Raw genomic sequence first — 25,311 nt, forward strand, 5'->3', positions numbered from 1 at the left:
CATTGATGTCAATGGAGGACGCCATGTACGTTGCTGAGAAAATCCGGGAACCTGCACAGATCAACGCCGTCGCGTTGAAGGCCTATGCGCGCGTGGCCGACGCCTGGGGTCTCAGCCTCAAGGAAGCGGCTAGCCTTGCCGACATGTCAGAGAGTACCTGGAAGCGCGCCAAGAAGCCGGATTTCGCGGGGGAACTGACCAAGGATCAGCTTTTGCGGCTCAGTGCCGTTATCGGCATTTACAAATCGCTGGAACTCTACTTCTCCGAGCCGCTTGCGCGAAGCTGGTTTACCCGACCGAACACCGGCCCGCTGTTCGGAGGGAGCCGTCCGGTTGACACTGCCATCGACGGTGGCTTGCCGCAGATCCTCGCGGTGCGGACCTATCTCGATGCGTTGCGTGGTGGGGCATGAAGCAGACCGAGGTTTCCGATCGTGGTCTCGTTCGTCTCCTGCCAGCCACCTACCACAAGCCACCGTCCTTGCGGGGTCTCGTTGATACCGATGACGAAATGGAGATCCTGGCGGAGATCGAGGGCCTGACCAGCGGCCGTCTTTTGGCGGAACGTGGCCGCAACCCGCATCTGGACCCGCGCGAGCTGGCCTGGCAGCGCCGCAGCCGAGATCTGCGCATCTACGGCGACAGCCATGTCAACGCCGCCTTCACCTATACCCGCGCCGGCGGGAACCGCTTCAACACCGAAGATCGTGGCGCCTGGTACTGCGCGTGGGAGGTGATGGTTTCTGTCAGCGAAGTGGCCTGGCACCGCACCCGTGAACTCGGCTTTACCGGCAGCTTCCATGACAGCGCTCGCTATGTGGAATTGTTGGCGGATTTCATCGGGATCTTCGATGATCTGACCGATGAGCCGGAACACCCAGCGCTGCATCCCGATCCGGCTGTCGGATATCCCGAGGGCCAAAGCCTGGCCCAACATCTTCGCCGGGCTGGATCGCGGGGCCTGATCTACCCCTCAGTTCGGGCTCCCGCGCCGGGCGGGAATTGCCTCGTCTGCTTCGAGCCCCACGCCATCCAGAACGTCCGGCCTGGCGCGTCTTGGGATCTTGTTTGGGACGGGACACCGCACTACTCGCTTACGGCCGTCGGCTGACGCCTTGCGGCGCAAGCGCTTTTTTGGCGGGGTCCGAAGACATGAAACCGGCAAACGGCAACAGGCTGGACGTCACGCACTTGAAGTCATGTGACCATCAGTTGTTCTTTGAGGCTTTGGACCGAGTCCGCCGGTCTTCTGGGCTTCCTATAGACGCGCTGAGGAAGGCGACGTCTCTGCCCCAAGAGACCACTATAGTTTTCTTCGAAGAGGTTGCTTTTCCAGCGTTATGGACGCTCCAATATCACCATTTCTAAAGAATTGATGGACTAGCCCCACGTGAAGGGAGATCTGAAGACGCTGGGTCGAAAGACGGCAACGACTTGCAGCGGTTGCCGAAGGTCTCAGCGGTGTACGTCCCGGTCTGCCGCCGCGACCAGACCTTGGTCCTTCGGACAGGAGCTTGACCGAGGCTGATGTCCCAAAGGGCAAATCTGCCAATCTATAGGTTGGCAACTACGCTCGGTTTGCCAAGCCACGGTATGGCAGAAGCTCCGGAAGGCCGGAGCTAGCCGGTGCCGTGCTCACTTGTTCCCGTCGATCCACTTCGACATCAGCCCCTTGTCGCGGAAACATTCATCCGGCACGGCACGGCGCTTAATGCGGGCGAGGCGCTCGGCGAAGGCGACCTGCTTTGATGTCGGGCGGCTGTCCTGCGTGCCCGGCTTCAGCTTGGCTTGTGCGTCGATCCAGGCGCTCAAGGAGCGCCGATCTTGCTGAACCTCCCACGGCAGAAGCGTCTGGTTGCGCAGGGCCAGCGCGCGCGCATAGGCGATCTGCTTGGGCGTCGCGGGCAGGGCGTAAGTGGTGCTTTCCATCGGGGATCTCCCTTCTTAGCGTGGTCTTAACATAGAACATAATAGGAACAAAATCAAGCCACCCGCGAAAATCATGAGGTTTGAGAGGAAGAGGAGGGCCGGGGAAGGTCAGGCCTGAGGGTGCCCGAAAGAGGGTGTCCGGGCCTGATCCTGTTCCTCATTCCGGAGTTTCCCGATGACCCATCTCGCCCCCTTTGCGACCGAGCGCGCCCTTGCGCCTGTCGCCCCTATCCCGTCCCTCGATACGGCCGCTGCGATCTTGAGCGTGGCCGAAGCGCTGCAGACTGATCTGGCGCAGGGTTTCCAGATCGATGCGCTGCGCCTGCGCGTCGAGATGGAGCGCGCCTTTGGCGGCTCTGACGCGACCGGCGCCTGGGACTGGAAGCTGGCCTATGAGGCGGGCGAGGCAGCGCTGGTCCTGTTCCTGCGGAAGTTCGGCCGTGCGCTACTGGCACGTGCCGGTTCGCCCGCCGCCTTGCTGCCGATCCTTGCCAAGGTGTCCGGCCTTTTGCCGACCCATACGCGGCGGTCTGAAGAGATGGAGCGGTTCCAGCAGTTCTCGACGCCGCTACCCATGGGCTTGGCGGCGCTGGCGGCAGCACAGATCACATCGCGCGATCTGGTGCTGGAGCCATCGGCTGGGACGGGCCTTCTGGCGGTCCTCGCAGAAATCGCGGGCGGCAGTCTCGCGCTGAATGAGCTTGCCGACACCCGCGCCGATCTTCTGCGCCGCCTCTTTTCGGGGCGTCCGGTCACTTGCTTCGACGCGGCACAGATCGACGATCATCTCGACGCGGATCTGCGCCCGAGCGTCATCCTGATGAACCCGCCGTTCTCGGCGGTGGCCAATGTCGATGCCCGCAGCACCGAGACGACAGCCCGGCATCTGCGCTCGGCGCTTGCGCGTCTGGTCCCCGGCGGACGGCTGGTCGCCATCACCGGTGCCAGTTTCGCGCCCGACGCCCCTGCCTGGGCGGAAACCTTCGCCCGCCTGACCGAGACCGCGCATCTGGTCTTCACCGGCGCTGTGTCGGGTGCGGCCTTCGCCAAGCACGGCACCAGCTTCGAGACGCGGATTTCGGTCTTCGACAAATGCCGCGGCGGCGAGGCGGGCGGCATCACAGCCGATCTGGCGCGCCCGATTTCGCCTGATGTCGCCAGCCTGCTGTCGCTGATCACTACTCATGTCCCCCCGCGCCTTGCGCTGGCGCAGGTCGCACCAGCCCGGCAGGGCCTCACTTCCCCCTTTCCGGGAAATCCTACCCGCACCACGCGCGCTGCCATCAGCACATCGCGCATCACGTCACCAACACCCGCCACCAACACCGTTCCACAGATCGAGGCCGCAGATCTCGCCTATACCCTGCGCGATGCAACCGAGGACGGGGTCAGCACGCGCCTGTCGGATGCCATTTATGAGACCTTCCGTCTGCAGGCGATCGACATCCCCGGGGCGGAACCGCACCCGACCAAGCTGGTGCAATCGGCGGCCATGGCTTCGGTCGCTCCTCCGAAACCCAGCTACCGGCCCAAGCTTCCAGCCGCCATCCTGCGCGATGGTTTGCTCTCCGAGGCGCAACTCGAGACCGTGATCTACGCGGGCGAGGCGCATGGCGCGTATCTCGCGGGGTCTTGGACTGTCGATGAAACCGGCGATATGGTCTCGGCCGCGCCGGACGATGCCGCTGACGCCATCCGTTTCCGCCGCGGGTTCTTCCTCGGCGATGGCACGGGCGCGGGCAAGGGCCGCCAGTCCGCCGGCATCCTGCTCGACAACTGGGCGCAGGGTCGGCGCAAAGCGCTCTGGATCTCCAAAAGCGACAAGCTGCTGGAGGATGCGCAGCGCGACTGGTCCGCACTCGGACAGGAACGCTTGCTGGTGACGCCGCTGTCGCGCTTCGCGCAAGGCAAAGACATCCCGCTGACCGAAGGCATCCTCTTCACCACCTATGCCACGCTGCGCTCGGAAGAACGCGGCGCCAGGAAATCCCGCGTCGATCAGATCGTCGACTGGCTTGGGGCGGATTTTGACGGGGTGATCCTGTTTGACGAAAGCCATGCCATGGCGAATGCCGCAGGAAGCAAGGGTGAGCGCGGCGATGTCACGGCCTCGCAGCAGGGCAGGGCGGGTCTGCGCCTGCAGCACAAACTTCCGAATGCCCGCGTGGTCTATGTTTCGGCCACGGGGGCGACCTCGGTCCATAACCTCGCCTATGCGCAGCGCCTCGGTCTTTGGGGCGGCGAGGATTTCCCGTTCGCCACCCGCGCGGAATTCGTCGATGCCATTGAGGCGGGCGGCGTGGCGGCCATGGAAGTGCTCGCGCGCGATCTGCGATCCCTTGGTCTCTACACCGCCCGTTCGCTTTCTTATGACGGCGTCGAATACGAGATGCTGGTTCATGCGCTCAGTCCCGAGCAGCGCGGCATCTACGATGCCTATGCCGGGGCCTTCGCCATCATCCACAACAACCTCGCCGCTGCGATGGAGGCGGCCAATATCACCGCTGAAAACGGCACTCTGAACCGGCAGGCCAAATCTGCAGCGCGCTCGGCTTTCGAATCCGCCAAGCAGCGTTTCTTCGGCCATCTCCTGACCTCCATGAAAACCCCCACCCTGATCGCCGCCATCGACGCTGATCTCACCGCAGGCCATGCGGCTGTCATCCAGATCGTCTCGACAGGTGAGGCGCTGATGGAGCGCCGCCTGTCGGAGATCCCCACGGACGAGTGGAACGATGTGCGGGTGGATATCACGCCAAGAGAGGCTTGCCTGGACTACCTCGCCCATTCCTTCCCGGTGCAGCTCTATGAGCCCTTCACCGATAGCGAAGGCAACCTCTCCTCGCGCCCGGTCACGCGCGATGGCCAGCCGGTCGAATGCCGCGAGGCCGCCCGGAGGCGCGACGCGCTGATCGAGCATCTGGCCAGCCTGCCGCCGGTGCCCGGGGCGCTCGACCAGATCATCCAGCGTTTCGGCACCGACCTTGTGGCCGAGGTCACGGGCCGCTCGCGCCGCATCGTGAGAAAAGGCGATGGTCCTGCCGCGCACCTCGTCGTCGAAAGCCGGGCGGGGTCTGCCAACCTCGCGGAAACCGCCGCCTTCATGGATGATCAGAAGCGCATCCTGATCTTCTCGGATGCCGGCGGCACCGGGCGCAGCTACCACGCCGATCTTGGGGCCAAGAACCAGCGCCAGCGGGTTCACTATCTTCTGGAACCCGGCTGGAAGGCTGATGCCGCCATCCAGGGCCTTGGGCGCACCAACCGCACCAACCAGGCACAGCCGCCACTCTTCCGACCCGTCGCCACCGATGTGAAGGCGGAGAAGCGGTTTCTCTCCACCATCGCCCGTCGTCTCGACACGCTCGGGGCAATCACGCGCGGTCAGCGCCAAACCGGCGGTCAGGGGTTGTTCCGGCCCGAGGACAACCTTGAGAGCCCTTACGCCCGCGACGCCCTGCGCCAGCTTTACCGCCGCCTCTTTCGCGGTGATGTTGCGGGCTGCTCGCTCGGGGCGTTTGAGGATGCGACCGGTCTCAGCCTGACCGATGACAATGGGCTGAAGGATGACCTGCCGCCGATCACGACCTTCCTCAATCGCCTGCTGGCGCTGACGATCGACATGCAGGCCGTGCTCTTTTCGGCCTTTGAGGAGCTTCTGGACCAACGGATCGAAGGCGCCATCGCCGCCGGGGTCTATGATCTCGGGCTCGAGACGCTGCGCGCCGAGAGCTTCCGGGTGACGGATGCGCGGGTGATCTACACCCATCCCGGCTCCGGCGCGGAAACCCAGCTCCTGAGCATCGCGGAAAAGCGGCGTAATGCTCCGACCGCGCTCGCGGATGCGCTTGACTGGCTCGACGACCCAAAGACACGCCTGCTGGTCAACAGCCGCTCGGGTCGGGCCGCCGTGCAGGTGCCCGCCACCAGCCTGATGCTGGACGATGGCACGATCGAGCCCCGCTTGCGGCTGATCCGCCCCACCGAGGCAAGCACCGTGCCTGCCAAGATCATGGAAGACACCCATTGGCTGGAAGCCGACCGCACGGCCTTCGCCGCCGCATGGACCGCGGAACTGGCCGAGGTGCCGGAATTCTCGGAAACCACCCTGCATATCGTGGCGGGGCTTTTGCTGCCGATCTGGAAGCAACTGCCGCAGGACGAGACCCGCGTCTACCGGCTGCAGACCGACGATGGTCAGCGCATCATCGGTCGCCGCGTTTCGCCGTCTTGGGTCGCGACGACGCTGGCGGATGATGCGCCGCAGCTCACAGCTGCGCAGGTCCATGCCCTTGTTCTGGAGGGCAAGACGGTCGTGCGCTTGGCCGAGGGGATGGAGTTGCACCGGTCCCGCGTCATGGGCGTCAACCGGATCGAACTGTCGGGCTTTTTGGGTGCCGCCAAGGACCGGCTCAAGGCAGATGGGTTCTTCTCGGAGATCATCGCCTGGAAGCTGCGGCTCTTCTGCCCAGCAGACTCGAGCGGCATCGCAGTGCTTGATCGTATGCTTGCACGTTGCCCTGCAACAGGACTACATGCGCGCGGAGGGTGCTGAGCCATGTATTCCGAGACCGAAGATCTGATCCGCGCATTGGCGGAGAGTGCCGAGAGCGTGTGTCGCCATTACCTTCCCGCCGGGCGGCGGGAAGGATCCTACTGGATCGTTGGCGATCTGCAGAACAATCCCGGCCGGTCGCTCTTCGTGCGGCTGACCGGGCCTGCGTCGGGGCCGGGCGCGGCTGGCAAGTTCACCGATGGTGCCACGGGCGAGCATGGCGATCTTCTCGACATCATCCGCGAGAGGACCGGGATCTCCCGCTTTCCCGATCTTCTGGCCGAGGCCCGGGCACATCTGGGCCGTCCGCAGCCGGTTCTCCCGGATAGGCCAGTGCCGAAGAAGGCCCAGGCCCCCGGCGGCACACCAGCGGCGGCGGCGCGTTTGTTTGCAGCCTCTATGCCAGTCGCAGGCACGCTTGCTGATACCTACCTTCGCGCCCGGGGCCTGACCAAAGGCGGCATGACGAGTGCGCTGCGCTTCCATCCGAAGTGCTGGCATCGGGATGAGGGCCAGACCAGCAGTATCCCCAGACCGGCGCTGATCGCGGCTGTCACCGATGGGGCAGGGGCCTTGCAGGGCGTGCATCGCACCTGGTTGGCGCCTGACGGACAGGGAAAGGCGGCTGTCGAGACGCAGCGGCGTGCCATGGGTCACCTCCTCGGCAATGCCGTCAGGCTGACCCCGCATGATGACATCCTCGTGATCGGCGAGGGCATCGAGACCATGCTGTCCCTGTCCGAAGCGGCCCCCGGCCTTCCCGTCTGGGCGGCGCTCTCGTCGGGTCACCTCGGGGCGGTCCAGTTGCCGAAGGGGCTGCAGCGCCTTTACATCGCCATCGACCGCGATCCGGCCGGGCAACGCGCGGCAGAGAGGTTGAGCGCCAGAGCAACCGAGGTCGGGATTGCCGTTCGGGTGTTGGAACCGCTGCTCGGAGATTTCAACGATGATCTCCGGGCGACCGGCAAAGAGGCGCTGCGCCAGCATCTGGCAGGGCAGATCGGGCTTGAGGATCGCCAACGCCTGTTGGGCTGAGCCGCATCGCGCAGGGGGCGGTCAGGGGCAGAGGGGGTAGGGGTCCTGCCGTCCTGTCGTGGGTGTGGATCATCACCTTTTGCCTCTTCCCGGGTAAATCTCATCCACCCGACACCCGAGCGGCCTTCAAGAGATGGGCAGGCGGCCGTCAAAGGGGACGCCCCATCAAGGGCGGCAGGCAAGCTATTTCCGCCGCGGGGGACGAGCCCCCGCTTTGCATCGCGAAACAAATAGCTTGCCTGCCGCCCTCCTCCACATGCGTTCCGGCCCTGAAGAGGGGGTGAAGGGGCGTCCGCCATGACGGCTCAGTGCTGCCCATGAAGGCCGCGCGGGTTGTCGCGCGGATGAGACATGCCCGGAGGCAAGAAACTGATGACGATCCACACCCACGACGACGCGTATGAACCCGCCCACACTGCATCCCAGACCGCCCATGCGCTCGATGAGCTGCAGCTTTATGGCTACCGCCCCTTTGACGAGCCCGATCCGCGCCCGATGCCCGATGGGCAGCGCCTTGCGGTCGCCGTCGCCGACATCTTCGATGCCCTCGTCGCGAGCCTTGAAGACACCCGCATGGAACCCGACCTCGAAGAGGTGCTCTGGGGCCAGGTCAACCTCTTTCACCGCGCCACGGCCCGGATCGAGCGGTCGCTCGACGAGAACGAGCAGGTGCAGCGCCGCCTTCAGCGCGAGCAGGACGGCTCTGAGGTGAAATCCACCGAACTCGAGCGCCTGACGGCCGAAGGTCTGACACTGATCGAACGGCGGAACTGCATGGACATGATGCGCGATCACGCCGCCACCGAGTTCGTCCATCACACGGGCTCCACCTGGCGCCCCCGCACTGGCTCGATGGTGAACCGCCAGCACATGACCGCAGCGCTGATCGACAGCCGCGACTTTCTCGCCGCCAAGCGCCGCGCGGAGACCGAGGTGATGTTGCCCGCAGGTCCCAAGGTCGCCCTCACCGGCGGGACCGACTTCAACGATCACCGCCTGATCTGGGGAAAGCTCGACCAGGTCCGGACCAAGTATCCCGACATGGTCCTTCTCCACGGTGGAAGCCCCAAAGGCGCGGAACTCATCGCCGCCAAATGGGCCGAGGCCCGCGGCGTGACGCAGGTGGCCTTCAAGCCCGACTGGACCAAGCACGCCAAGGCGGCGCCCTTCAAGCGCAACGACGCTATGCTGGACGTGCTACCCGTGGGCGTCCTCGTCTTCCCGGGCACCGGCATCCAGGAGAACCTAGCCGACAAGGCCAAAAAGCTCGGCATCCCGGTCATGAAGTTCGAGAAGGGGGCATGAGCCCCCTTTTCCCCTCGCGGGGAAATCGAGGTGGAAGAGCAGGCTTCCACCTGATATTTTGGAAGAAAGCCTGCTGGATCACGATATGTCTCACTCTGTCGCTCAACTTGAGGTGTTCCCGACCGACCTGCAGATGCGGCGGATCGATCCAGCCTGCAACATGCGGCGGTTTTACCGCATGAGCATTCAGCCCGATCTCTTTGGGGGCGCCAGCTTGGTGCGCGAATGGGGCCGCATTGGCGCGCGCGGGCAGATGATGATTGAGCAGCATCCAGATGAAGGGCGCGCCGTAACCGCGCTGATGAAACTTGCGGCGATAAAGAAGCGGCGGGGTTATGCATGATGCGCGGCCGCGGTTCGAAAAGCGGGCAGACACAGGAAAACGAGGGGGAGATGGCACTCGACACTGACAAGATCGATGATGCGGCTCTCGCGATCCTTAGCCTGACGCTGCATTACGGCGATCAGGTCTGGAAGGGAATCGATTGGACCATCACCAACCGGCTTTTCGAGAAAGGCCTGATTTTTGATCCCAAAAACAAGGCGAAATCGCTGAGCCTGACCCCAGAAGGGGTCGCGCATGCGCGGGAAATTCTCGCGCGGGAGTTCAGCAAGGCCGAGTGACGGGCGGCTTTGCGGGACCTTACAGTCGTTCGCTGCATCTGCGTGCAATTTGCTCGCATCCGCAGCATCGTTACAACGCGGACACTCTATTTTATCTGGTATTTCAGTCGTCGTTGAACGAACGCGGGTTTGGAGCCCTCCAGAATTTTGACGATGGCATCGTTGATGCGCGGGTTTTCAATCGAACCACTTTCATAGGTGAATTTGTAGTTGTCGGCCTTGTCGAGCGTCACGTAAAGAATTTGCTCGGCGTCGGCCCCGACGGCGAGGTTCGGGTTGTGAGTGACCAGTACCACCTGCCGAGATTTCTTAGCCTCGCGAATGCAACGCGCGAGCACGGTAAAGATGCTGTCATTGTCGAGGTTGTCTTCCGGCTGGTCGATAATCAGCGGTGTTTTTTCTCTGTCGAGATGCAGGTAGAACACCAGCAGCAATAGACCTTTTTCACCTGGGGAAAGCTGGTTCAGGTTTTTTCCGCCCAATCGAAGCTCATAGCGCGGCTCGAAATATTCCAGCGAGAAAAGCAGATCGTAGAGACGCTTAACGTCCTTGATCTGTTTCGAGATATCTTCCGCTTTGATGTCGGCAATGATGGTCTTGGCAAAGCTCAGGATGGTTTCAACATCATTCCAGTTCACGTCTATCATGCGCTTTTCCAGATCGCTGCGCCCCTCTACAGCACCGCGAAACGGCCCGCGCGCCGTCTGGGTCACGAGTTCCAGAAAGCGCCCCGGAAATTCGTGCGACGGCACAAATGACGCGTCGATCGATACATCGAATGCCTCCGAACTTACGGTTGCCAGCTTCTCTTCGACGCTGGATTTCAGGCCTTCGTAGAAAGAGCGCACCTTTTCCTTGGAGGTGAAAATCGAACGCGCGAGATCGTCGCGGTCGGAATAACGGGTATCAAGTTGCGCCTGCAGGTCTTCCTCGATGTAGCGGATACGGGCCTCCAAGTCTTTGAAGGTTCCAGGCTTGGGGCTCTCATCTTCCCCCATGACATCTTCCATCTTCTTATTGATTTCCGAAAGGGTCTGGAGGTAGCGCTGATAGCGGCGCTGCGGCGCGGACAGAGTTTCCTGCAAGGCCTTCAGTTTATCAGCGAGATACTGGTGGGCTTTGCGTAGAGAGGGGACGCTGGTGAGCGCGGCAAAGTCCGTGCCCTCGGTAAACTCGCCAGCGTGCTCGGCCTCCAGCGCCTTCACTTCGGCGGCAAGTTCGGTAGCCTTGGCATCGATGCTTTCGGTGCTGATCCTGTGGGAAACGATGAGGTCAATATCCAGACCAAAGCTTGTACAGATGGGCCTAAGCTCTTCCTTACCTTGCTTCACGTGAGCGTCGAGAGCGTTGATGGACTCCTTCAGCGATCCGAGCGACGTCAGGTCGGTCTTGATAGCCGATAGTCGGTCGACCGCCTGCTTGCCGCGTTCTGTGATAGTCGCTTGAAGGGCTCGCGTTCGTTCTATCTCCTCGGACACGGCGCGCTGCTTGGGCGTTTCTTCCTCCGGCTTTTCGACAGCCGCAGGTTTCGAATTCTCAAGGACGCGGTACTCTTCGCGCCGTTGCTTCAACTGCTCTTTCAACCGGGCGCTGGTCGAAGGATCTGCTTGCTGCTCAAGTTCAATGATCTCGATATTTAGCTCGCGCAGACGTACCTTTCGGGCGCTAATGTCGCTCTTGCTCTGCGCGGTCTTCAGGTCTTCGAGTTCTGAAAACGTCGATTTTCCCATGCGGTCGGATTCCTCCACATGCGAGAAAACAACCTCTTCTATCTCCTTGCGAAACGCTTTGACCTCGATCTCGTTCGTCAGGCTTTCGAAGTAGTTCTGGGGAAGGTACTTCACAGCTTCGGGCCGGAGCGCATCAACATCCTCATCGAGCTTTTTCGTCCGCTCGGTTCCGCTCGCCCAGGTCAGAGTTGCCGTGAAATTTTCGGCGTAGCCTTTTTGGCGGAACTTTCGGTTGCGGGCTTCGTCGGTCAGAAACGAGAAATGCTCTTGCTGGCGCGACTCCCCGAGGAGCCCAAGAATGTCGGCGATGGCGCTCTTGCCGCTCCCCTTGTTGCCAATAATAGCCGTTAGCTCGGGGTTGAAGGGTATCGCAACATTCCTGAACCAGGAGCCTTTGGCTCCCGCATATCCCGCAATCTGATCAATGCGCAGCCCCGCGATGAAACGGGTTGCATCCTGATTGAGCCGTTCCAACACGGTGGGATGCTCGCCGATATGCACGCGACCCTTTGGTTCAAAGAGCGTTTGACGGAGCCCTCTAAACGTCAAGTCGGCCTTGATCCAGGTCGGCGGGTATCCTGCCTCGTCGCCGGAGAGCCTGCCAAGATCGGCCATCGCATGAGCGTCCGAACCTGAATAGACGGGCTTCTTCTCGGAAGGGCTGCCGTCTTCGTAGCGGTCCGTACTAAGGAAATAGCCAGTGCTCTTGTCTGACCCGAAAAAAGCGTGACTGGCCTTGTCTAGCTCATCCGAGATCGATTTGCTGCGGGCGGATTTCGTGTCAACGCCGCGCAGACCATCATTGCCGGCCGCCGTGACGATCAGATAGGCCGTCTCGTCGGGGAACACCTTCTTGAGAGCCGTTTGAAGATCGGACAGGCTGATTGTGGCCTGTTCGTATTCTTCGCGCGATGTGAGCTCACTGCAGCGAAGGCGCAGCCCTTCCCGAGTTTTGTGCGTATGCAGATCGCTGAGCAAGGTGCGCAGCTTCGTTACGGAAGCAAGCGCAGGGTCGATCAGGACATGGGTGTGAACATTGCGGCCGTCCGAACTCACGGTTTCCATGAGCCGGAATTCACAATTCGGGATAAAAACCTTTGTGCCGTGTGGGTAAAGGCGCTCATACGCCTCTGAAACGGCCAAGTAAGAGTCAAAGGAGAAATAATCTGTGATCCCAAATACTTGAACGTCTGAGCCCTCTAGCACTTCGAGATAGGCGCGGAGATTTTCCTCACTGGTATCGCCGTAGCCATTTGCCAGTTTGGTTCCTGGCCCGTGAAGATGGAGATCCCACCGATGCCATCCCGACCCATCTTTCTTGTAATCAATAGTCATTGCTTTTAATCCACTTGCGCATAGAGGAAGCGCTTCAAGTCACATGGGATACATTGTACCGCGCAATTTTCTGCGACAAGCATGAATGACCGATCTGGGGAAGCCGCGCTGCGGCGTGCTGTAGAATCCAAACGGCGTCTGTGGGTGGCTCCTGCATTGCAAGAGTTTTTTGGCGATTTCTGCGGTCATTTTTGTCAGTACTGTCGTCTGTCCGGCCTGTTTGTGTGGTGGTGTTCCACTGGCCCTGATGAATTCCGCGAGCGAGGTTCCAATCGGCTTATCGACCTCAAAGGGCCGCTGCCATTCCCGGAGTGTCCTTGCTCTTGGTTGACTTATTTCCGCATCATCACTTCAACGTCTTGCATCTCGTGGGCAGTCGGCGCGGTTAGAACGCAGGCTGCCGGTATTCCTGTTTCTTCGTGAGCATCGCCCAGATGGCCCGAGCGGCCTTGTTGGCCATGGCGGTTGTTGCCAATCGGAATGGTTTCTCTGCGATGATCTTCGCAGTCCAGAGATCGACCTTCTGTGGCGAACGTTTCGCCATGACAGCGCGAGACGTCATGCCCACGACCAGCAACTTGCGAATGTAGCGATCACCCTGCTTCGTGATCTTGCCCAAACGTTCCTTGCCACCGCTGGATTTGTTGAGAGGGGTCAGTCCGAGCCAGGCCGCCAGATCGCGCCCTGTGCGGAACTGCTTTGCGTCCCCGATCGTGGCGACAATCGCTGAGGCCGTGATCGGCCCGATGCCAGGCATGCGCATCAGTCGGCGTGCGTCTGTGCTCAGCATCGCATGCTGCTCGATCATCTTCGTGTAACCCGCAATACGCTCGTTCAAGCCGATGAACTGATAGCACTGCATGCCGAGCATGCCGTTTGCGATATCCGGCATGTCTGGGCGATCTCCATCCAGATGGCGCTTGGCGAACGCTGTGACCGCCTCAATCCCAATCGGCAGAATATGCCCAAACTCGCGTAGCAAGCTGCGGATCATGTTGGCCATCTGGGTGCGCTGCCGGACAGCCAAATCGCGGGTGCGATGGATCGACAGAACCGCCTGTTGATCCTCAGTTTTGATCTCGACAAAACGCATCGTCGGGCGCCTGACTGCCTCGCAAATCGCTTCCGCATCAACCGCATCTGTCTTTCCGCGTTTGACGTAGGGCTTCACGTAGTTCGCTGGCATCAGCCTGACATCGTGGCCGAGCCTGCGTAATGTGCGACCCCAATGGTGAGCTGATCCGCAAGCTTCCATCCCGACAGTGCAAGGCGGCAAGGTTTCAAAGAACGTCAAAAGCTTCGCCCGCTTGATTGCCTTGTTGAAGATCACACGTCCGTTCTCAGAAATACCGTGAACTTGAAAAACATCCTTGGCCAAATCCAGGCCGATTGTCTTAACTGTCATTGGGTGGCTCCTTTCCTTGCAGTCGATGACAACTGCACTTTGGCACATTCGATGCCGGTGGAGCAGGAGCCACCCACCTCATCCGCTTTGGGGTGAGCACGATGCTTCACCTGCGAAGCGGCCTTGTACGCTGCGGCCTGCCTGAATTTCGCTGCTGGGCTCTTTTTGACATGGGCAAGCCCCGCAAGCGGGGCCGGGCTGCTGGGGCTCCGCCCTGAATTCTGACCTTGCTGTCTTCCTGTGCCAATACGTCTTGGTCTGTCTCATCCTGAGCCATCCCAAAACGTTTGCCACATGGTCGCCTTCACGATCCGCTTTGAGCCCTGACGGGTCTGCATCCCTCTTGCAAGGCGGACGCTGCCGCCAGGCGAAGCCGAGGGGCTCTAGTCTTCGCCACTTGGCATAAGACTCCGAAGGGCTATGCGTCTGGCTTCTGGTCGAACAGAATAACGTGCGCGCCTTCTTCACTGTCAGGGTTGCCTACCAGCACGAACGGCATATCCGACCCGTACTTCTCGTAGAGACAGCGGTATTTCATCTGGCCGCTCAGCGGATCGCGCACTTGGTCATAGCGAAAGCTGTGCTGAACGCCGTCTTCGATCCAGGCCTTGACGCCATCGGGGGTCACCAGTGCAAGCGGCGCGCCGTCCAGCAAGATTGTCTCGCCAACGTTGAAAATCTCTTTCATCTCATGGGTCTCCTATCGGTCTTCTTTGGTAGCGTTACAAACCGTCGTCGCCTTTGCAACGATCTCTGCCCCGCGTGTTCCCTCTCTCGGTGTCATTGGCCCGGATCACAATCGTGTCCTGCTCCGGTCGCTTGCGAACATTTTAGGGCTGGAGGCGGTCTATCCCGCGTCCTCATAGGGCTCGTACCTCAGGTTCGCGCCGTCCGCCTGATCAAAGTCATCGGACCATCTGGTACGGCGCATGCCGCAGCTCCATTGGAATACGACGCCGACCTCGACGTCTTCACCGTTTACCGTCGTCCAAATGACTTCGACGGGGTATCCCGCATACTTCTTCATGCTCTTCTCCTGACCTCCATTTGGTCGGAGCCGCAGTAATCAGGTGGCAGGTATCTGCCTGTCCCTATATATGCTTGGCCAACACAAAACGGAGTTTACAAACTTGCTTTACAGGCCTCTACATATTGCGCTCTTTCTGGGCGCGGCTTCATCGGCTGTCGCTGCCGAGTGGGAGATCGGCTTGTCGCGAGGTCTGGAGACCTATGCTGCGACTGCAAACGACGGGACCTTGCTCTTAGTTTGCGATCCTGACCGTGTCTACAACCCAAACGAGAGCCATGCGTACTTTTTGTCGCGTCACAGCGATGACAAAGCGCCACAACGCATTGTCTTTCTCGCGGCGACCGGAGAGCAGGCTGCCTTTTCAGTGCAGGACGGGATCGCAACGCAACGGGATGCTGATCCTGCCGAATGGGCACAGCTCATCGATATGATCGAGGCGGGCGGTCAGATTGCTGTCGTGACCGCACGCGATGCCTTTACGCTGGATCAGGACGCGCTGCCCGGGCTTCGATGCCGCTGATCTTTTGAGCGAGCTCTTCGATCTCGGAGTGCAGCAGCGCCTTACCGAAGGCGGATAACAGCTGCGTCACCCCATAGACGTTGAGCGGGTCATCAATGCTTGTCTGCAACGCCGCCATATGGGCGGCGTCGAGCCTGATCATCGATTTCATGAAGGGGGCACCAGTGCCTTTGGGCTCGGCCAGGCGTGGTCGCGCAGCAGAGGCAACCTCATGCCAGGTCGCGGTGTCGCGCAGGTTTTGTATGCGGGCGCGAACCGCTTTGATCAAGGCACGCTGAACGTAGTCCGGGTCAAGGTTAGATCGTTCTGCCAGCGCCTCAATCCGTGCCTGATCCTCAGCTCCGATGCGCACATAATAGGTTCGAGACTGCGCTTCGGTGCGAGTGCTGCAAGCATCATCCGCCACCGGCTGGGTGGATACCCCTAGGTTGATGCGCGCTGTTTCAGCCGAGGCTGCCTGTTCCCCTTTCCGGGGTTCTTTCTTGTCCACTGAATTTGCCGCAGGGCCTTCTGTCGCGACCGCTGCCGCCGTACTCTGATTGAATGCGGTATATTTTGTGGCGCTCGTGGCGAACTGCCGCGATCGCGCCAGCCTGTCTTCGTTCGAGACAGCGGTCCCGGACCGGCTTGGAATCTTCCTAGCCATTGGCGGAGTCCACGATTGCCTCGATGTCGCAAAGGACATCGCCGCACAGTGTCAGGGCGGAGGAAAGATGCCCCGCCTGCAACCGATGACGAAGATCCTGTTCATAAATGTCCCGCACGTATCCCAGCGGTCCGGTCAACGGCATGCGCTGGATCGCGGCGAGATGGGGCACCGGCGTGGCCAGAAGTGGCAGGGTGGAAATCACCTCAAAGACCTCAAGGTCCTGCCGGTGAACCCTGCGTCTTGCCGCATCACGCTCAAAGTCATCGCCTGCGGTCACGAAATCGATCGCGCGTTTGTCCGCGTTCATCAATACCGCGGAAAACAGCGGGGCGGGGTCATCCGGCCCGAGGGTCTCGATCATGCGCATTACCCATGTCAGGGTTTTCAGGGCCGCCACGAAATCCGATTGTACCGGCACGGCCGGCACCAGGATCATGTCGCAGGCCAGCGCCAGTGTTTCGGTGTCGGGGTGTTCGCCGGGGCGGGTGTCGATCAGAACCAGATCCACACCTTCAGCCTCAAAACCGTCCAGCGCGTGGTAAAGGCCTTCAACGGTCTCGGGGGCATCGGCCACGGTCAAGCCTGTGGGCCATGGAAGGCGTGGCAGATCACCGAAGTCGGCGCGCGCGCTTTTTGATTCCCATTCGAGGATCTGCTTGTCAGCATCCGCATCCATGACATGCACACGGCGGCCGCGTGCGAGCATGGCGGACGCAAGCATCTGTATGAGAGTTGTCTTTCCCGAACCGCCCTTCGCGGAGATGGCCGTCACAACAAGCATTCAATGTCTCCATAACATATATTTTGCGCCGTTATGGCGATGCCTCGGGATGGCGTCCAGACCTTGCGTGATACAGGCGTTCAACCTTTGGGTCAGACAGATGTGCAGCTGCTGAGGTGATGTGCTGTTTTGGCGATCATCTGCGTACGCGTTCGGTCAATCGGTCAGCAGGTCACTCACGCCAACCCTCATTGCAGCGTCCATCCTTTTCGCCTTCGCGTCGTTGTGGCAATTTCCCAATGCTGCCATCAGCCTTCGAGGTGTCGGGTCACCTGACCATCGACTATCCGTATCAGCGCCGACGTAATACGCACGGTGCTGCGCAGGCGTTCCAATCCCACAAGGTCTTCTTCTCCCTCCGGGAGAACCCCTTTGAGCATTCAACGCCAATGAAGGGATATCGTGTCGGCTGCGCCGACGTCATTCCCGCGCCTGTTCAGGATCCGGGCCGGGGTCCCGGATCGCGGCGCGGGGGAGGCGGTGTCCCTTCGGTCTGTTCGTTGTCGCGTGGGGCTTACAGCAGGCATGGCCAAGGCCCTGCCTGCTGATCACCGAAGGTGCGACAACGGACCGAAGGGACGTTGACAGGAACGGTATTGTGTATGACAAAACTTGTGCGGCGACTCATTAGAGTTTTCGTGTTTACAAAAACTATCTAATGATAAATCTTGCCGCCCATGTCGAAACGCCTCTCCACCATAGCCCGACAGGAGGTTCTCCGGCTTGCCGCTCAAGGGCTTGGCGATGGGGAGATCGCCGTGCGTGTTGGCTGCTCCCGGCCCACTGTCGCCCGCGTGCGGGCGCGCGGTGTGGTGACGGATCGAACCACAAAGGGCCGCGTGCTGCAGGTTCGGGTGTCCGCCCGTGAGGCCGAAGCATTCGAGGCGCTTGTGGCTGAGACGGGCATGACCACGTCGGGTTTGCTCCGGCACATGATCCGTCTGTCATCCGGCATTGTCGCGTTTCGCCGGGACGAGGTCACGGCGCTCAAGGCGTCGGCCAATCAGCTCAATGCCTTGGCGCGCAATCTTGTGCAGATGCTGAAGCTTGCCCATGCGGGCAAGCTGCGGTGGAACGCGCGCGACGCGGCAATGGTCGGTCGGCTTGCGGATCGGGCCGAAGAGGTTGCCCGGGCTGTGCAGGCTTTGCGCGCGGCCTCGCTGCGCGGGTCCTTCGTCCGGGTGTCCGATCTTCGGGACGTTGGGGAGGGGCAGCGCGATGGCTGAACCACGCACCCTCCAGCAGGCGGTATTGGGCGAGATACTGCCTCATGTGGGGCGGCGGTCTGCAGCCATGGCAGGCGAAGCGCGCGTATCGTCGGGCCGTCGGCGTGGCACGTCCGGCGGGGCGGTTGCGGTAATGTCCTGGAACGCGCTGCGGGTGCCGCAAAGCGTGGTGAAGCGGGTCGGCACGGGCGGGTGTCATTCACCCAAAGAGTTGCGCCGACAGATGAAATACATCCTGCGCGACGAGGCGCGGGTCGCAGCCTGGTCGAACCAGATCGGCATCGATCGTGTCTTTGGAGAGCGCGGCATGGAAAATGTCATTGCCGATTGGAGTGCTTCCTGGTGCGGGGCGCCGAAACGGGGTCACACCGATCACATCATCCTGTCTTTTCCCAAGGGAACCGAGGCGGAGTTGGCGGAAGCCATCTCGCGCGAATGGGCGCAGGTGGTGTTCGGCGGGGATTACCGGGATCGATATCGGTATGTGGCGGCCCTTCATTGCGACACAGATCATGTGCATGCCCATGTTCTTGTCGACAAGGTCGGGATGGAGGACGGCAAGTTCCTCTCGATCAGCCGCCATTCCGAGATCAGCTATGACATGATGCGCGAGCTGCATGCGCAGATCGCGGGCGAGCACGGGCTGGTGCTGAATGCCTCTTCCCGTCTGTCGCGCGGCATCATGGAAAACGCCCCGCGGGACACTGATTTGCAGGCGGCCCGCAAGGAGGGACGGGAGCCAGTGGTTGCCCCGCTGGATCCTGAAAGCCGCGCTCTGCGAGAGGCCGAGATACGCAGGCATGCCGAGGGGTATCGGCAGCTGGCGCAACTCGCCGGGATGCGCCTCGAGGCCGACACCCCTCCGGATGGATGGATGGGGCGCATCGCGGAGGGCGCAGAGCTTGCCGCCACCAACTTGATGAAAGGAATGCCGGTGAAAGAAGGGTTTGCCGAAGGGGTTGATATCCCCGCTGCCGGAGCGGATGTGATCGGTCGTCTGATCGCCGCCCGCGAGACATTGCAAGCGGAAGCCGACACCGCGTGGAGCGCCATTCAGGACATGGCTCCCGGTGCCGAAAAGGTCGAACTGGAACAGCTCTTTGCGGGGAAGGCCCGCGAAATGGGCACGCTTCTGGGCCGCGACTTTCTTGCGGATCATTCTTCATCGGTGTCGCCCGAGCGCGATCCCTACAGTGTTCAGGGGATTGCGAGGCTGGCTGCACGGGCAGCAGAGGAGGGCAATCCGCTCGTCGCCGAGGCCGATGCTGCATTGGGTCATTTCAGAGCGGAGTTGGCGCGCGTTCTGGCACCGATGGAGGCACGACTCGAGGAGGCGGGCAGCAGTATCGAAGAAGTTGCTGCCCGTTTCACCGCACCCCATCGCAGCGAGGCGCAACTCGAAGCCTCACGCCCAGTGGACGCCCAGGAGCGCTCGGACTGGCTTGGGCTCGAACGCGACCTGCAGGCGCGCGCGCGTGATGTTTTTGCGGGGCTGCACATGGATCGTGATCTTTTGGCGGATCTGGCGCGTCAGGATATTCTTGACGCGGGGCAGGGCAGTCGCCTTGCCGACATCGCCACGCTGGACAAGCTGATCTCCGACGTGCGGCAAGACCTGCGCGACGGGGATATGGATCAGCTGGCCGCTGGCCGGATCGATCCGCTCATGGACCGCATCGAAGACCCTGGTCTGCGACAAGCCGTGTTCTCGGAGCTAAAGGCCATCGCCGCAGTGGATGCGGGTGATGACATTACCGGGCGCGACAGCGAACCAGCCGCCACCTACCGGACCCGGATCGAGGCTTTCGAGCGCGCCGAGGTGCGGGGGCGCGACCGGGACGATACCAGTGGCGATTACGGCCTCTAGAGGATTCAAAACATGCTGCATGCAATGGAAAGCCGTTGGCGGTATCCAATCGCCATCCTGCTCGGTCTCGGTGTTGGCACCTGGATCGGTGCCGCGATCGCCACGCTCTATCTGATGGCGCGATTTGGCGAAGACCTGGGTGGGTTCGATATTTTCGAACTTTGGCTGCTCAATCTGTCTGATCCACGGATCAAGGCGAACCCTGCGGTGGAACATACTGCGTGGCTCATCACGGCACTTCCTGCCCTGCTTCTGGCGGCGACAGGAGCGACATCCGTTCATCGCGGGTCGCTCACCGATTATGATGATGCGCATTTCCAGTCGCGTCCCGAGCTCCGCCGCAACCGTATGTCGGCATCTCTTTCCCAGAACGGCTTTCTGTTCGGCAAGCTCGGGTCACCTGCGTCCCGCGCGCCTTTCGTGTCTGCCACGCCAGATCGCTTCCCGCACGCAATGATGATCGCACCAACGGGCCGGGGCAAAGGGGTAGGCTTCGTTTTACCGAACCTTTTGCACTTCCAGGGCAGCGCCGTGATCCTCGACGTCAAGGGCGAGAATTTCGAGAAGACATCCATCCACCGCCAAAAGGCGCTGAACAATCAGGTCTGGTACTTTTCGCCCTATGACTACGTTCAGCCCGAGGGCAAGAACGGGCCCGTCCTGACCCGCACGCACCGGTTCAATCCTCTCCAGCGCATTGCCGATCTGCCCAGCCCCGAGCAGCAATACACCGCCGTCAACACCATGGCGGACTTGTTCCTCATCGTCGAAAGCGTGAACGCGCAGAGCTTTTTCCAGGCCGGACGCAGCCTGTTCGTGGCGTCTTGCCTCTATGCCATCGAGACCGGAAAGCCGACGATCGGTGAGGCGCTGCGGATCATGACTGGCGTCGGCAACAAAAAGGAATTCTACAAACGGGCCGCGATGCAGACTGCAAACCCGGTGGTGGCAGAGATTTTCCTGAGCATGGCCGACGAAGTGGACAAGATTCTCGATTCCTATGTCAGTGTGATCCGCGGGGCTGGATTGGAACTCTGGCTCGATCCGGCGGTGGACCGGGCGACACAGGCAAGCGATTTCGACTTCGGGACGTTCCGACGAGAGCCACAGTCGCTCTATATTGTCGTGCAGCCGGAGCACCTGAAAACACTGGCCCCCCTGATCCGGCTCCTGTTCGCTGATGCCATCGCATGTCTGCAACGCGCGCATCCCGGACCGGACGAGCCACATCCCGTCATGTTTCTGATGGATGAATTCGACCAACTGGGCAAACAACCCCTGGTCTTGCAGAGCATCAAGACGATCCGCTCCTATGGCGGGCGGCTGTTTATCATCTCGCAGTCGATCCCCGGTCTTGAGGGCATCTACGGCGAAACCGACCGCCGCGCTCTGCAGGCCGGCGCTGGTGTGCAGATCTACATGACCCCGCAGGATGATCGCACCGCAGACGTGCTGTCCGCAGCCCTCGGCAAACGCACGATCGTGGGCAAGACCAGATCACAGGCAACCGTGCGCAAGCTCTCGGAGAGCGCAAATATCAGCCGTCGCTCGGAAGAACGGGCGCTGGTATCCCCCGCTGAATTGCTGCGTTTCCCGCTCGACAAGGTCCTAGTCCTGCCTGAGGGGCAATATCCAATCAAGGCGGATCACATCCGCTACTATGCGGACCGGCATTTTGAGGAGATCGACAAAGCACGGCAGGGGCATTCCTTGCCCTATCCTCCTGCTGCAGCGCCAGTCTCGAACAGGCCGAAGAAAATCACCCTCGAGCATTCAGAACCTGCAGCACCCGCGGCGGTCTCCATGGGCGACAAGGAATTCGAGACTGCGGTGCAGACCTACACAGGCGCGCTACAGGGATACGCAGAAGCTGCGAGGGCAAAGCCAAAGAAAACACGTTTTGGTGGTCGGGCGCGCTCTTCGGACGCAAAGGCGAGGGGATGATCTGGAAATCGAATGTGGCTGTGCTGTTCTGCCATGCGCCAGCTATGAGACAGATACCAATCGCGCCTGTTTCGGGTCATAGACATAGCCCGAAATCGTCCCGTCCTTGATCCGTTCAACTGCATCCTTTATCGCGAATATTGGCACGAGAAACCACTCTCTCGGAATCACGGGCCTACCAAAGCGATCCATGATCTCGATCTCGAGCCGCGCGGGCTCGAAGATGCGATGGATCAGGTTCTCCAGTTTTGTCCGATTGATGTTGTAGAGTTCATAAGTCGCAACCACCTCGACGTTCGCCATCAGAAACGTTGGTTGCAGATGTGCGCCAGCGATCCGCTTTTCAACGCTCATATTGGTGACGCCGATCTTGTGTACGAGGTCGCGATTTTCGGCCACAAGTGGATGATCGGATTTGCTGCGAAGCACATAAATGATCCCGCTCGCCTCATCACCGTCGAGTGTCTGATCGGAAAAAAGTGGCCCTGCCGATGGATCGGTGATCCGCCGTCCGGCGTCGTCCTTGTTCAACGCGCGCTGAAGCGAGCGCATCAGCATGTTGCTCTCGGTCCCGTTGTCGAAAATCACCCGCAGACGCGCATCCGTGCGACCTTGCTCGTTGGTGATGGTCTCGCCCTTGTCGGCGACATAGGCTTTTTGACCGCTGACAATGAAGAAGCGTCCCTTCTCAATCTCGGCTTTCATCTCGAACGGGCGGGTTTCGCGCAAGCCGCTATCCAGCTCTTTCTGTACCTGCTCGAATAAGGGTTTGAACGTGGCAAAATCCTCGCATTTCTCGCGGTTTCCGACTTCATCGGCAGCCTTTTTCTCGGCTGTCGACCGGACATGTTTCAATTCCGTGAGGGGTGATCTAGCCACTTCCACACCCAGTTCAGCGAGGAGGGCATCGTCATCGAGGTCATCGGAGTCTGACGCTGAAGGCGGAGGGGTGTCTGTTAGGAGACCGTGCTCGTCCAGTGGGCCCAGCAAGTCGCGACACTCCTGCAATTGACGGATCTGGTCAAGACGCACCGCATAGAGGCGTTCAAAGATATCACGATCCTCCCCGTGCTGGGGAGGCCGGCCATGCTCATCTGCAAATCGCAAGATTTCCTCAAAACCTGCGATGATGCGTTCTTCGCGTGGTGTGCGGCTGAACTGCTTCTTGACCTCGACCTCGACGCCAAGCTCAGCAAGAAGGGCGTCGTCTTCGTCGGTGAAACCCTTAGCCATTGGCAGCCTCCTGCTTCATGCGCGCGAGATAGGCGACGCCTTCGGCCATTTTCTTCTCCCACGGATCAGGCGATGTGATGGAAGGCAGACGGCCCCGCTCCTGCTTGAACTTGACGGCGCGTTTCGCCAGATCTCGCGCCTCGTCCGGTGACAGTTGCACCTTTTTCGCAGAGATGACGGCCTGGACCTGCCGAAGGCTTTCCTCGCTCATCGTCTTTGCCAGAATCGAGTAGGCTTCGCCGAACGGGTTGATGCGATCAATCAGATCGATGTCGAGTTCGCGCACGTCCATTGCGAATTTGCGCACCCCGTCGATCAAGGCGGTATTGCCGGTTGTTTCTGTGTCATCGCGGTTCGACAGCGCGATCTCTTTCGCCTTCTGGGTCAGGTTCAGCGCAGCAACTGCGTGTTGGCGCACCGCTTCCTGATCCTCTGCATCTAGCTCTGGGAACCTGGCACCGACAATCTTGCCCATGCGGACCTGCGTCAGTTCCTCCGGCACCAGCTCCTCATCGAAGAGCCCGCGCTCGATCGTGGTCTTGTCCTGAACGAAAGCTGTGATGACTTCGTTGAGGTCCTCCTGGCAGATGCGTTTGGCTTCCTTGCTCTTGGGTTCGACCAGACCTTTGATTTCGATCTGGAACTGCCCGCTGGCCTCGCTGAAGCCAACGTTCTCTTTGTTGGGGTCATAGCCGCCCTCGCCGTAATCGAACCCTTCGACAGGGCCACTTTTCACGGTCTTGGGCGTGAAGTTGAAACGTGGGGCCAGCACCTGCTCCATCAGCAGGCTTGCAGCGATCGCCTTCAGTGTATCGTTGACTGACTCGGTCACGGCTTCGGCCGCGGCGTCGGGCTCCGCGATAAGGTTGGTGAACCGCGCTCGGGTCTTGCCCTCGGCATCGCGGGTGGCGCGGCCGATGATCTGCACGATCTCCGTCAGGCTGGCGCGATAACCCACCGTCAGGGCGTGTTCGCACCAGATCCAATCGAACCCTTCTTTCGCCATACCCAGGGCGATGATGATGTCGACATGATCGCGGTTGTTCTTCTGCGTGGAGTCTTTCAGCGCGGCGGAAACCTTGTCACGCTTGGATGGCTCGTCGTCCACCAGATCGGCGATGCGTAAGAATCGCTCGTCGGGCGTCTTGACCAGCTGAAAGCCTGTGATGGGATCCGCTCCCTGCCAATCGCCCAGGGCGTCAATGATATGCTCGACCTCGCGATGCTTGTCCTTGGTGCTTTCGCGCGAGTTCACGTTCGGGATGTGAAGGATTGTCTTCTCGGTCGGATCCAAAACCTTGAGGATGTCGTCCGCATAGGACCCGGAATAGAAGAAATACCCGATGTCGAGCGTCTTGAGGTATTTGTAACCATTCAACTGCTGATAGTAGGTATAGGTGAAGGTATCGAACTTTGCCTCATCTTCGGGCGACAGAACGGCTTCGGCATCGCCGCGGAAATAGGACCCGGTCATCGCAACCAGATGCACCTTGTCGCGCGCGACCAGTGCGCCCAGATGCGTGCCCAGCTTGTTATCAGGGTTGGCAGAGACGTGGTGAAACTCGTCTACCGCGATGAGCCGATCATCAAACGCTTCAATCCCGAACTTGTCCACGGCGAACCGAAAGGTCGCGTGGGTGCAGACCAGAATCTTGTCGTCGCTCGCCAGAAACTTGCCGACAGCGCCGACCTTGCCGTCATCCCCGCCGGGAGCGTTGCATAGGTTCCATCGCGGTTGCACGGTCCAGTCTGCCCAGAAGCCGTACTTGCTCAGCGGCTCGTCGTTGAAGCTGGACCCGATGGACTTTTCCGGCACCACGACGATGGCCTGGCGCAGGCCCTGATTGTGCAGCTTGTCGAGCGCGATGAACATCAGCGCGCGGCTCTTGCCCGAGGCCGGGGGCGACTTGATCAGCAGGTATTGCTCGCCCCGCTTCTCATAGGCACCCTCTTGCATTTCGCGCATGCCAAGCTCGTTCGATTTGGTCGAGCTTCCATTGGCCGCGTAATTGACAGAGACGGAAGGAACCTGCTGTGTCATGATGTTTTCCTTCTGAGGGGCGCGGAATCATTCGCTTTGGGGCAGGCAATCAAAACCCGATCAAGTAGCGATACCGCACCCTGCCTATCGTAACAGTATGAT

Annotated in this window: 20 protein-coding genes; 11 read left to right on the forward strand and 9 right to left on the reverse strand. The window is 60.7% G+C overall.

Annotated elements, in window-relative coordinates; translation table 11 throughout:
- Positions 1 to 11: 11 nt before the first annotated feature.
- Together MF268_RS22785 and MF268_RS22790 are read left to right on the forward strand one after the other, a co-directional pair.
- A complete protein-coding gene (locus tag MF268_RS22785) occupies positions 12 to 413 on the forward strand; it encodes an MbcA/ParS/Xre antitoxin family protein (protein ID WP_238373092.1) in 402 nt (133 codons plus the stop codon).
- Positions 410 to 1,111 carry an RES family NAD+ phosphorylase gene (locus MF268_RS22790; RefSeq protein ID WP_238373069.1) on the forward strand — a complete coding sequence of 234 codons (702 nt, stop codon included), beginning with the start codon at positions 410 to 412 and terminating at the stop codon, positions 1,109 to 1,111. Before MF268_RS22785 ends, MF268_RS22790 begins: the two co-directional genes overlap by 4 nt.
- A gap of 524 nt (positions 1,112 to 1,635) precedes the next feature.
- Here MF268_RS22790 and MF268_RS22795 read toward each other — a convergent pair.
- Positions 1,636 to 1,929: a hypothetical protein gene (locus tag MF268_RS22795; protein WP_238373070.1), complete on the reverse strand. Its 294-nt coding sequence runs from the start codon at positions 1,927 to 1,929 to the stop codon at positions 1,636 to 1,638.
- Between the two features lie 175 nt (positions 1,930 to 2,104).
- On the opposite strand from MF268_RS22795, the gene MF268_RS22800 reads away from it, so the two are divergent.
- The 5 genes from MF268_RS22800 (at position 2,105) to MF268_RS22820 (ending at position 9,448) form a co-directional block, all read left to right on the forward strand.
- Complete coding sequence (locus tag MF268_RS22800; protein WP_238373071.1) at positions 2,105 to 6,484, forward strand: strawberry notch family protein; 4,380 nt, start codon at positions 2,105 to 2,107, stop codon at positions 6,482 to 6,484.
- A 3-nt stretch (positions 6,485 to 6,487) separates the two neighbouring features.
- Positions 6,488 to 7,519, forward strand: coding sequence for a DUF7146 domain-containing protein (locus MF268_RS22805; RefSeq protein ID WP_238373072.1), 1,032 nt, complete (start codon positions 6,488 to 6,490; stop codon positions 7,517 to 7,519).
- A 372-nt stretch (positions 7,520 to 7,891) separates the two neighbouring features.
- Entirely contained in the window at positions 7,892 to 8,824 is a 933-nt protein-coding gene (locus MF268_RS22810; protein ID WP_238373093.1) for a DUF2493 domain-containing protein, read from the forward strand.
- An 85-nt stretch (positions 8,825 to 8,909) separates the two neighbouring features.
- Positions 8,910 to 9,167 (forward strand): WGR domain-containing protein, encoded by a 258-nt coding sequence (locus MF268_RS22815; protein WP_067296573.1) that lies wholly within the window; start codon positions 8,910 to 8,912, stop codon positions 9,165 to 9,167.
- A gap of 50 nt (positions 9,168 to 9,217) precedes the next feature.
- Positions 9,218 to 9,448 carry a DUF6429 family protein gene (locus tag MF268_RS22820; protein ID WP_238373073.1) on the forward strand — a complete coding sequence of 77 codons (231 nt, stop codon included), beginning with the start codon at positions 9,218 to 9,220 and terminating at the stop codon, positions 9,446 to 9,448.
- 86 nt (positions 9,449 to 9,534) lie between these two features.
- Here MF268_RS22820 and MF268_RS22825 read toward each other — a convergent pair whose 3' ends face one another.
- The 4 genes from MF268_RS22825 to MF268_RS22840 all read right to left on the reverse strand — a co-directional run bounded on the left by MF268_RS22825 (position 9,535) and on the right by MF268_RS22840 (position 14,945).
- Positions 9,535 to 12,513 carry a TrlF family AAA-like ATPase gene (locus tag MF268_RS22825; protein WP_238373074.1) on the reverse strand — a complete coding sequence of 993 codons (2,979 nt, stop codon included), beginning with the start codon at positions 12,511 to 12,513 and terminating at the stop codon, positions 9,535 to 9,537.
- Positions 12,514 to 12,898: 385 nt separating this feature from the next.
- On the reverse strand, positions 12,899 to 13,918 hold the full coding sequence (locus tag MF268_RS22830) for an IS110 family RNA-guided transposase (protein ID WP_238373075.1): 1,020 nt from the start codon (positions 13,916 to 13,918) through the stop codon (positions 12,899 to 12,901).
- A 418-nt stretch (positions 13,919 to 14,336) separates the two neighbouring features.
- Entirely contained in the window at positions 14,337 to 14,606 is a 270-nt protein-coding gene (locus tag MF268_RS22835) for a hypothetical protein (protein ID WP_009819899.1), read from the reverse strand.
- A gap of 159 nt (positions 14,607 to 14,765) precedes the next feature.
- Positions 14,766 to 14,945, reverse strand: coding sequence for a hypothetical protein (locus MF268_RS22840; protein WP_068247264.1), 180 nt, complete (start codon positions 14,943 to 14,945; stop codon positions 14,766 to 14,768).
- A gap of 181 nt (positions 14,946 to 15,126) precedes the next feature.
- On the opposite strand from MF268_RS22840, the gene MF268_RS22845 reads away from it, so the two are divergent.
- Positions 15,127 to 15,468 carry a hypothetical protein gene (locus MF268_RS22845; RefSeq protein ID WP_068247265.1) on the forward strand — a complete coding sequence of 114 codons (342 nt, stop codon included), beginning with the start codon at positions 15,127 to 15,129 and terminating at the stop codon, positions 15,466 to 15,468.
- Here MF268_RS22845 and MF268_RS22850 read toward each other — a convergent pair.
- Positions 15,425 to 15,958: a hypothetical protein gene (locus MF268_RS22850; protein ID WP_238373076.1), complete on the reverse strand. Its 534-nt coding sequence runs from the start codon at positions 15,956 to 15,958 to the stop codon at positions 15,425 to 15,427. The genes MF268_RS22845 and MF268_RS22850 overlap by 44 nt on opposite strands.
- A gap of 148 nt (positions 15,959 to 16,106) precedes the next feature.
- Positions 16,107 to 16,898: a nucleotide-binding protein gene (locus MF268_RS22855; protein WP_238373077.1), complete on the reverse strand. Its 792-nt coding sequence runs from the start codon at positions 16,896 to 16,898 to the stop codon at positions 16,107 to 16,109.
- A 677-nt stretch (positions 16,899 to 17,575) separates the two neighbouring features.
- On the opposite strand from MF268_RS22855, the gene MF268_RS22860 reads away from it, so the two are divergent.
- The 3 genes from MF268_RS22860 to MF268_RS22870 are packed head-to-tail and all read left to right on the forward strand — an operon-like array spanning position 17,576 to position 21,935.
- On the forward strand, positions 17,576 to 18,124 hold the full coding sequence (locus MF268_RS22860) for a helix-turn-helix domain-containing protein (RefSeq protein WP_114273193.1): 549 nt from the start codon (positions 17,576 to 17,578) through the stop codon (positions 18,122 to 18,124).
- Positions 18,117 to 19,991, forward strand: a complete 1,875-nt coding sequence (locus MF268_RS22865; RefSeq protein ID WP_238373078.1) for a relaxase/mobilization nuclease domain-containing protein — start codon at positions 18,117 to 18,119, stop codon at positions 19,989 to 19,991. Before MF268_RS22860 ends, MF268_RS22865 begins: the two co-directional genes overlap by 8 nt.
- Before the next feature lie 12 nt (positions 19,992 to 20,003).
- Positions 20,004 to 21,935, forward strand: a complete 1,932-nt coding sequence (locus MF268_RS22870; RefSeq protein WP_238373079.1) for a type IV secretory system conjugative DNA transfer family protein — start codon at positions 20,004 to 20,006, stop codon at positions 21,933 to 21,935.
- Positions 21,936 to 21,977: 42 nt separating this feature from the next.
- Here the strand turns inward: MF268_RS22870 and MF268_RS22875 are convergent, their stop codons facing one another.
- Together MF268_RS22875 and MF268_RS22880 are read right to left on the reverse strand one after the other, a co-directional pair.
- Positions 21,978 to 23,168, reverse strand: coding sequence for a GIY-YIG nuclease family protein (locus MF268_RS22875; RefSeq protein WP_168578274.1), 1,191 nt, complete (start codon positions 23,166 to 23,168; stop codon positions 21,978 to 21,980).
- Positions 23,161 to 25,209 carry a pseudomurein-binding repeat-containing protein gene (locus MF268_RS22880; RefSeq protein ID WP_238373080.1) on the reverse strand — a complete coding sequence of 683 codons (2,049 nt, stop codon included), beginning with the start codon at positions 25,207 to 25,209 and terminating at the stop codon, positions 23,161 to 23,163. Before MF268_RS22880 ends, MF268_RS22875 begins: the two co-directional genes overlap by 8 nt.
- Positions 25,210 to 25,311: the final 102 nt, after the last annotated feature.

The organism is Heliomarina baculiformis (genome assembly GCF_019966545.1).
Taxonomy (GTDB): Bacteria; Pseudomonadota; Alphaproteobacteria; order Rhodobacterales; family Rhodobacteraceae; genus Heliomarina; species Heliomarina baculiformis.

What these genes read in the sequence shown, in the direction of transcription:
- MF268_RS22785 (WP_238373092.1), top strand. Translation starts at nt 12, where the DNA reads ATGGAGGACGCCATGTACGTTGCTGAGAAAATCCGGGAACCTGCACAG.
- MF268_RS22790 (WP_238373069.1), top strand. Translation starts at nt 410, where the DNA reads ATGAAGCAGACCGAGGTTTCCGATCGTGGTCTCGTTCGTCTCCTGCCA.
- MF268_RS22795 (WP_238373070.1), bottom strand. Translation starts at nt 1,929, where the DNA reads ATGGAAAGCACCACTTACGCCCTGCCCGCGACGCCCAAGCAGATCGCC.
- MF268_RS22800 (WP_238373071.1), top strand. Translation starts at nt 2,105, where the DNA reads ATGACCCATCTCGCCCCCTTTGCGACCGAGCGCGCCCTTGCGCCTGTC.
- MF268_RS22805 (WP_238373072.1), top strand. Translation starts at nt 6,488, where the DNA reads ATGTATTCCGAGACCGAAGATCTGATCCGCGCATTGGCGGAGAGTGCC.
- MF268_RS22810 (WP_238373093.1), top strand. Translation starts at nt 7,892, where the DNA reads ATGACGATCCACACCCACGACGACGCGTATGAACCCGCCCACACTGCA.
- MF268_RS22815 (WP_067296573.1), top strand. Translation starts at nt 8,910, where the DNA reads ATGTCTCACTCTGTCGCTCAACTTGAGGTGTTCCCGACCGACCTGCAG.
- MF268_RS22820 (WP_238373073.1), top strand. Translation starts at nt 9,218, where the DNA reads ATGGCACTCGACACTGACAAGATCGATGATGCGGCTCTCGCGATCCTT.
- MF268_RS22825 (WP_238373074.1), bottom strand. Translation starts at nt 12,513, where the DNA reads ATGACTATTGATTACAAGAAAGATGGGTCGGGATGGCATCGGTGGGAT.
- MF268_RS22830 (WP_238373075.1), bottom strand. Translation starts at nt 13,918, where the DNA reads ATGACAGTTAAGACAATCGGCCTGGATTTGGCCAAGGATGTTTTTCAA.
- MF268_RS22835 (WP_009819899.1), bottom strand. Translation starts at nt 14,606, where the DNA reads ATGAAAGAGATTTTCAACGTTGGCGAGACAATCTTGCTGGACGGCGCG.
- MF268_RS22840 (WP_068247264.1), bottom strand. Translation starts at nt 14,945, where the DNA reads ATGAAGAAGTATGCGGGATACCCCGTCGAAGTCATTTGGACGACGGTA.
- MF268_RS22855 (WP_238373077.1), bottom strand. Translation starts at nt 16,898, where the DNA reads ATGCTTGTTGTGACGGCCATCTCCGCGAAGGGCGGTTCGGGAAAGACA.
- MF268_RS22860 (WP_114273193.1), top strand. Translation starts at nt 17,576, where the DNA reads ATGTCGAAACGCCTCTCCACCATAGCCCGACAGGAGGTTCTCCGGCTT.
- MF268_RS22865 (WP_238373078.1), top strand. Translation starts at nt 18,117, where the DNA reads ATGGCTGAACCACGCACCCTCCAGCAGGCGGTATTGGGCGAGATACTG.
- MF268_RS22870 (WP_238373079.1), top strand. Translation starts at nt 20,004, where the DNA reads ATGCTGCATGCAATGGAAAGCCGTTGGCGGTATCCAATCGCCATCCTG.
- MF268_RS22875 (WP_168578274.1), bottom strand. Translation starts at nt 23,168, where the DNA reads ATGGCTAAGGGTTTCACCGACGAAGACGACGCCCTTCTTGCTGAGCTT.
- MF268_RS22880 (WP_238373080.1), bottom strand. Translation starts at nt 25,209, where the DNA reads ATGACACAGCAGGTTCCTTCCGTCTCTGTCAATTACGCGGCCAATGGA.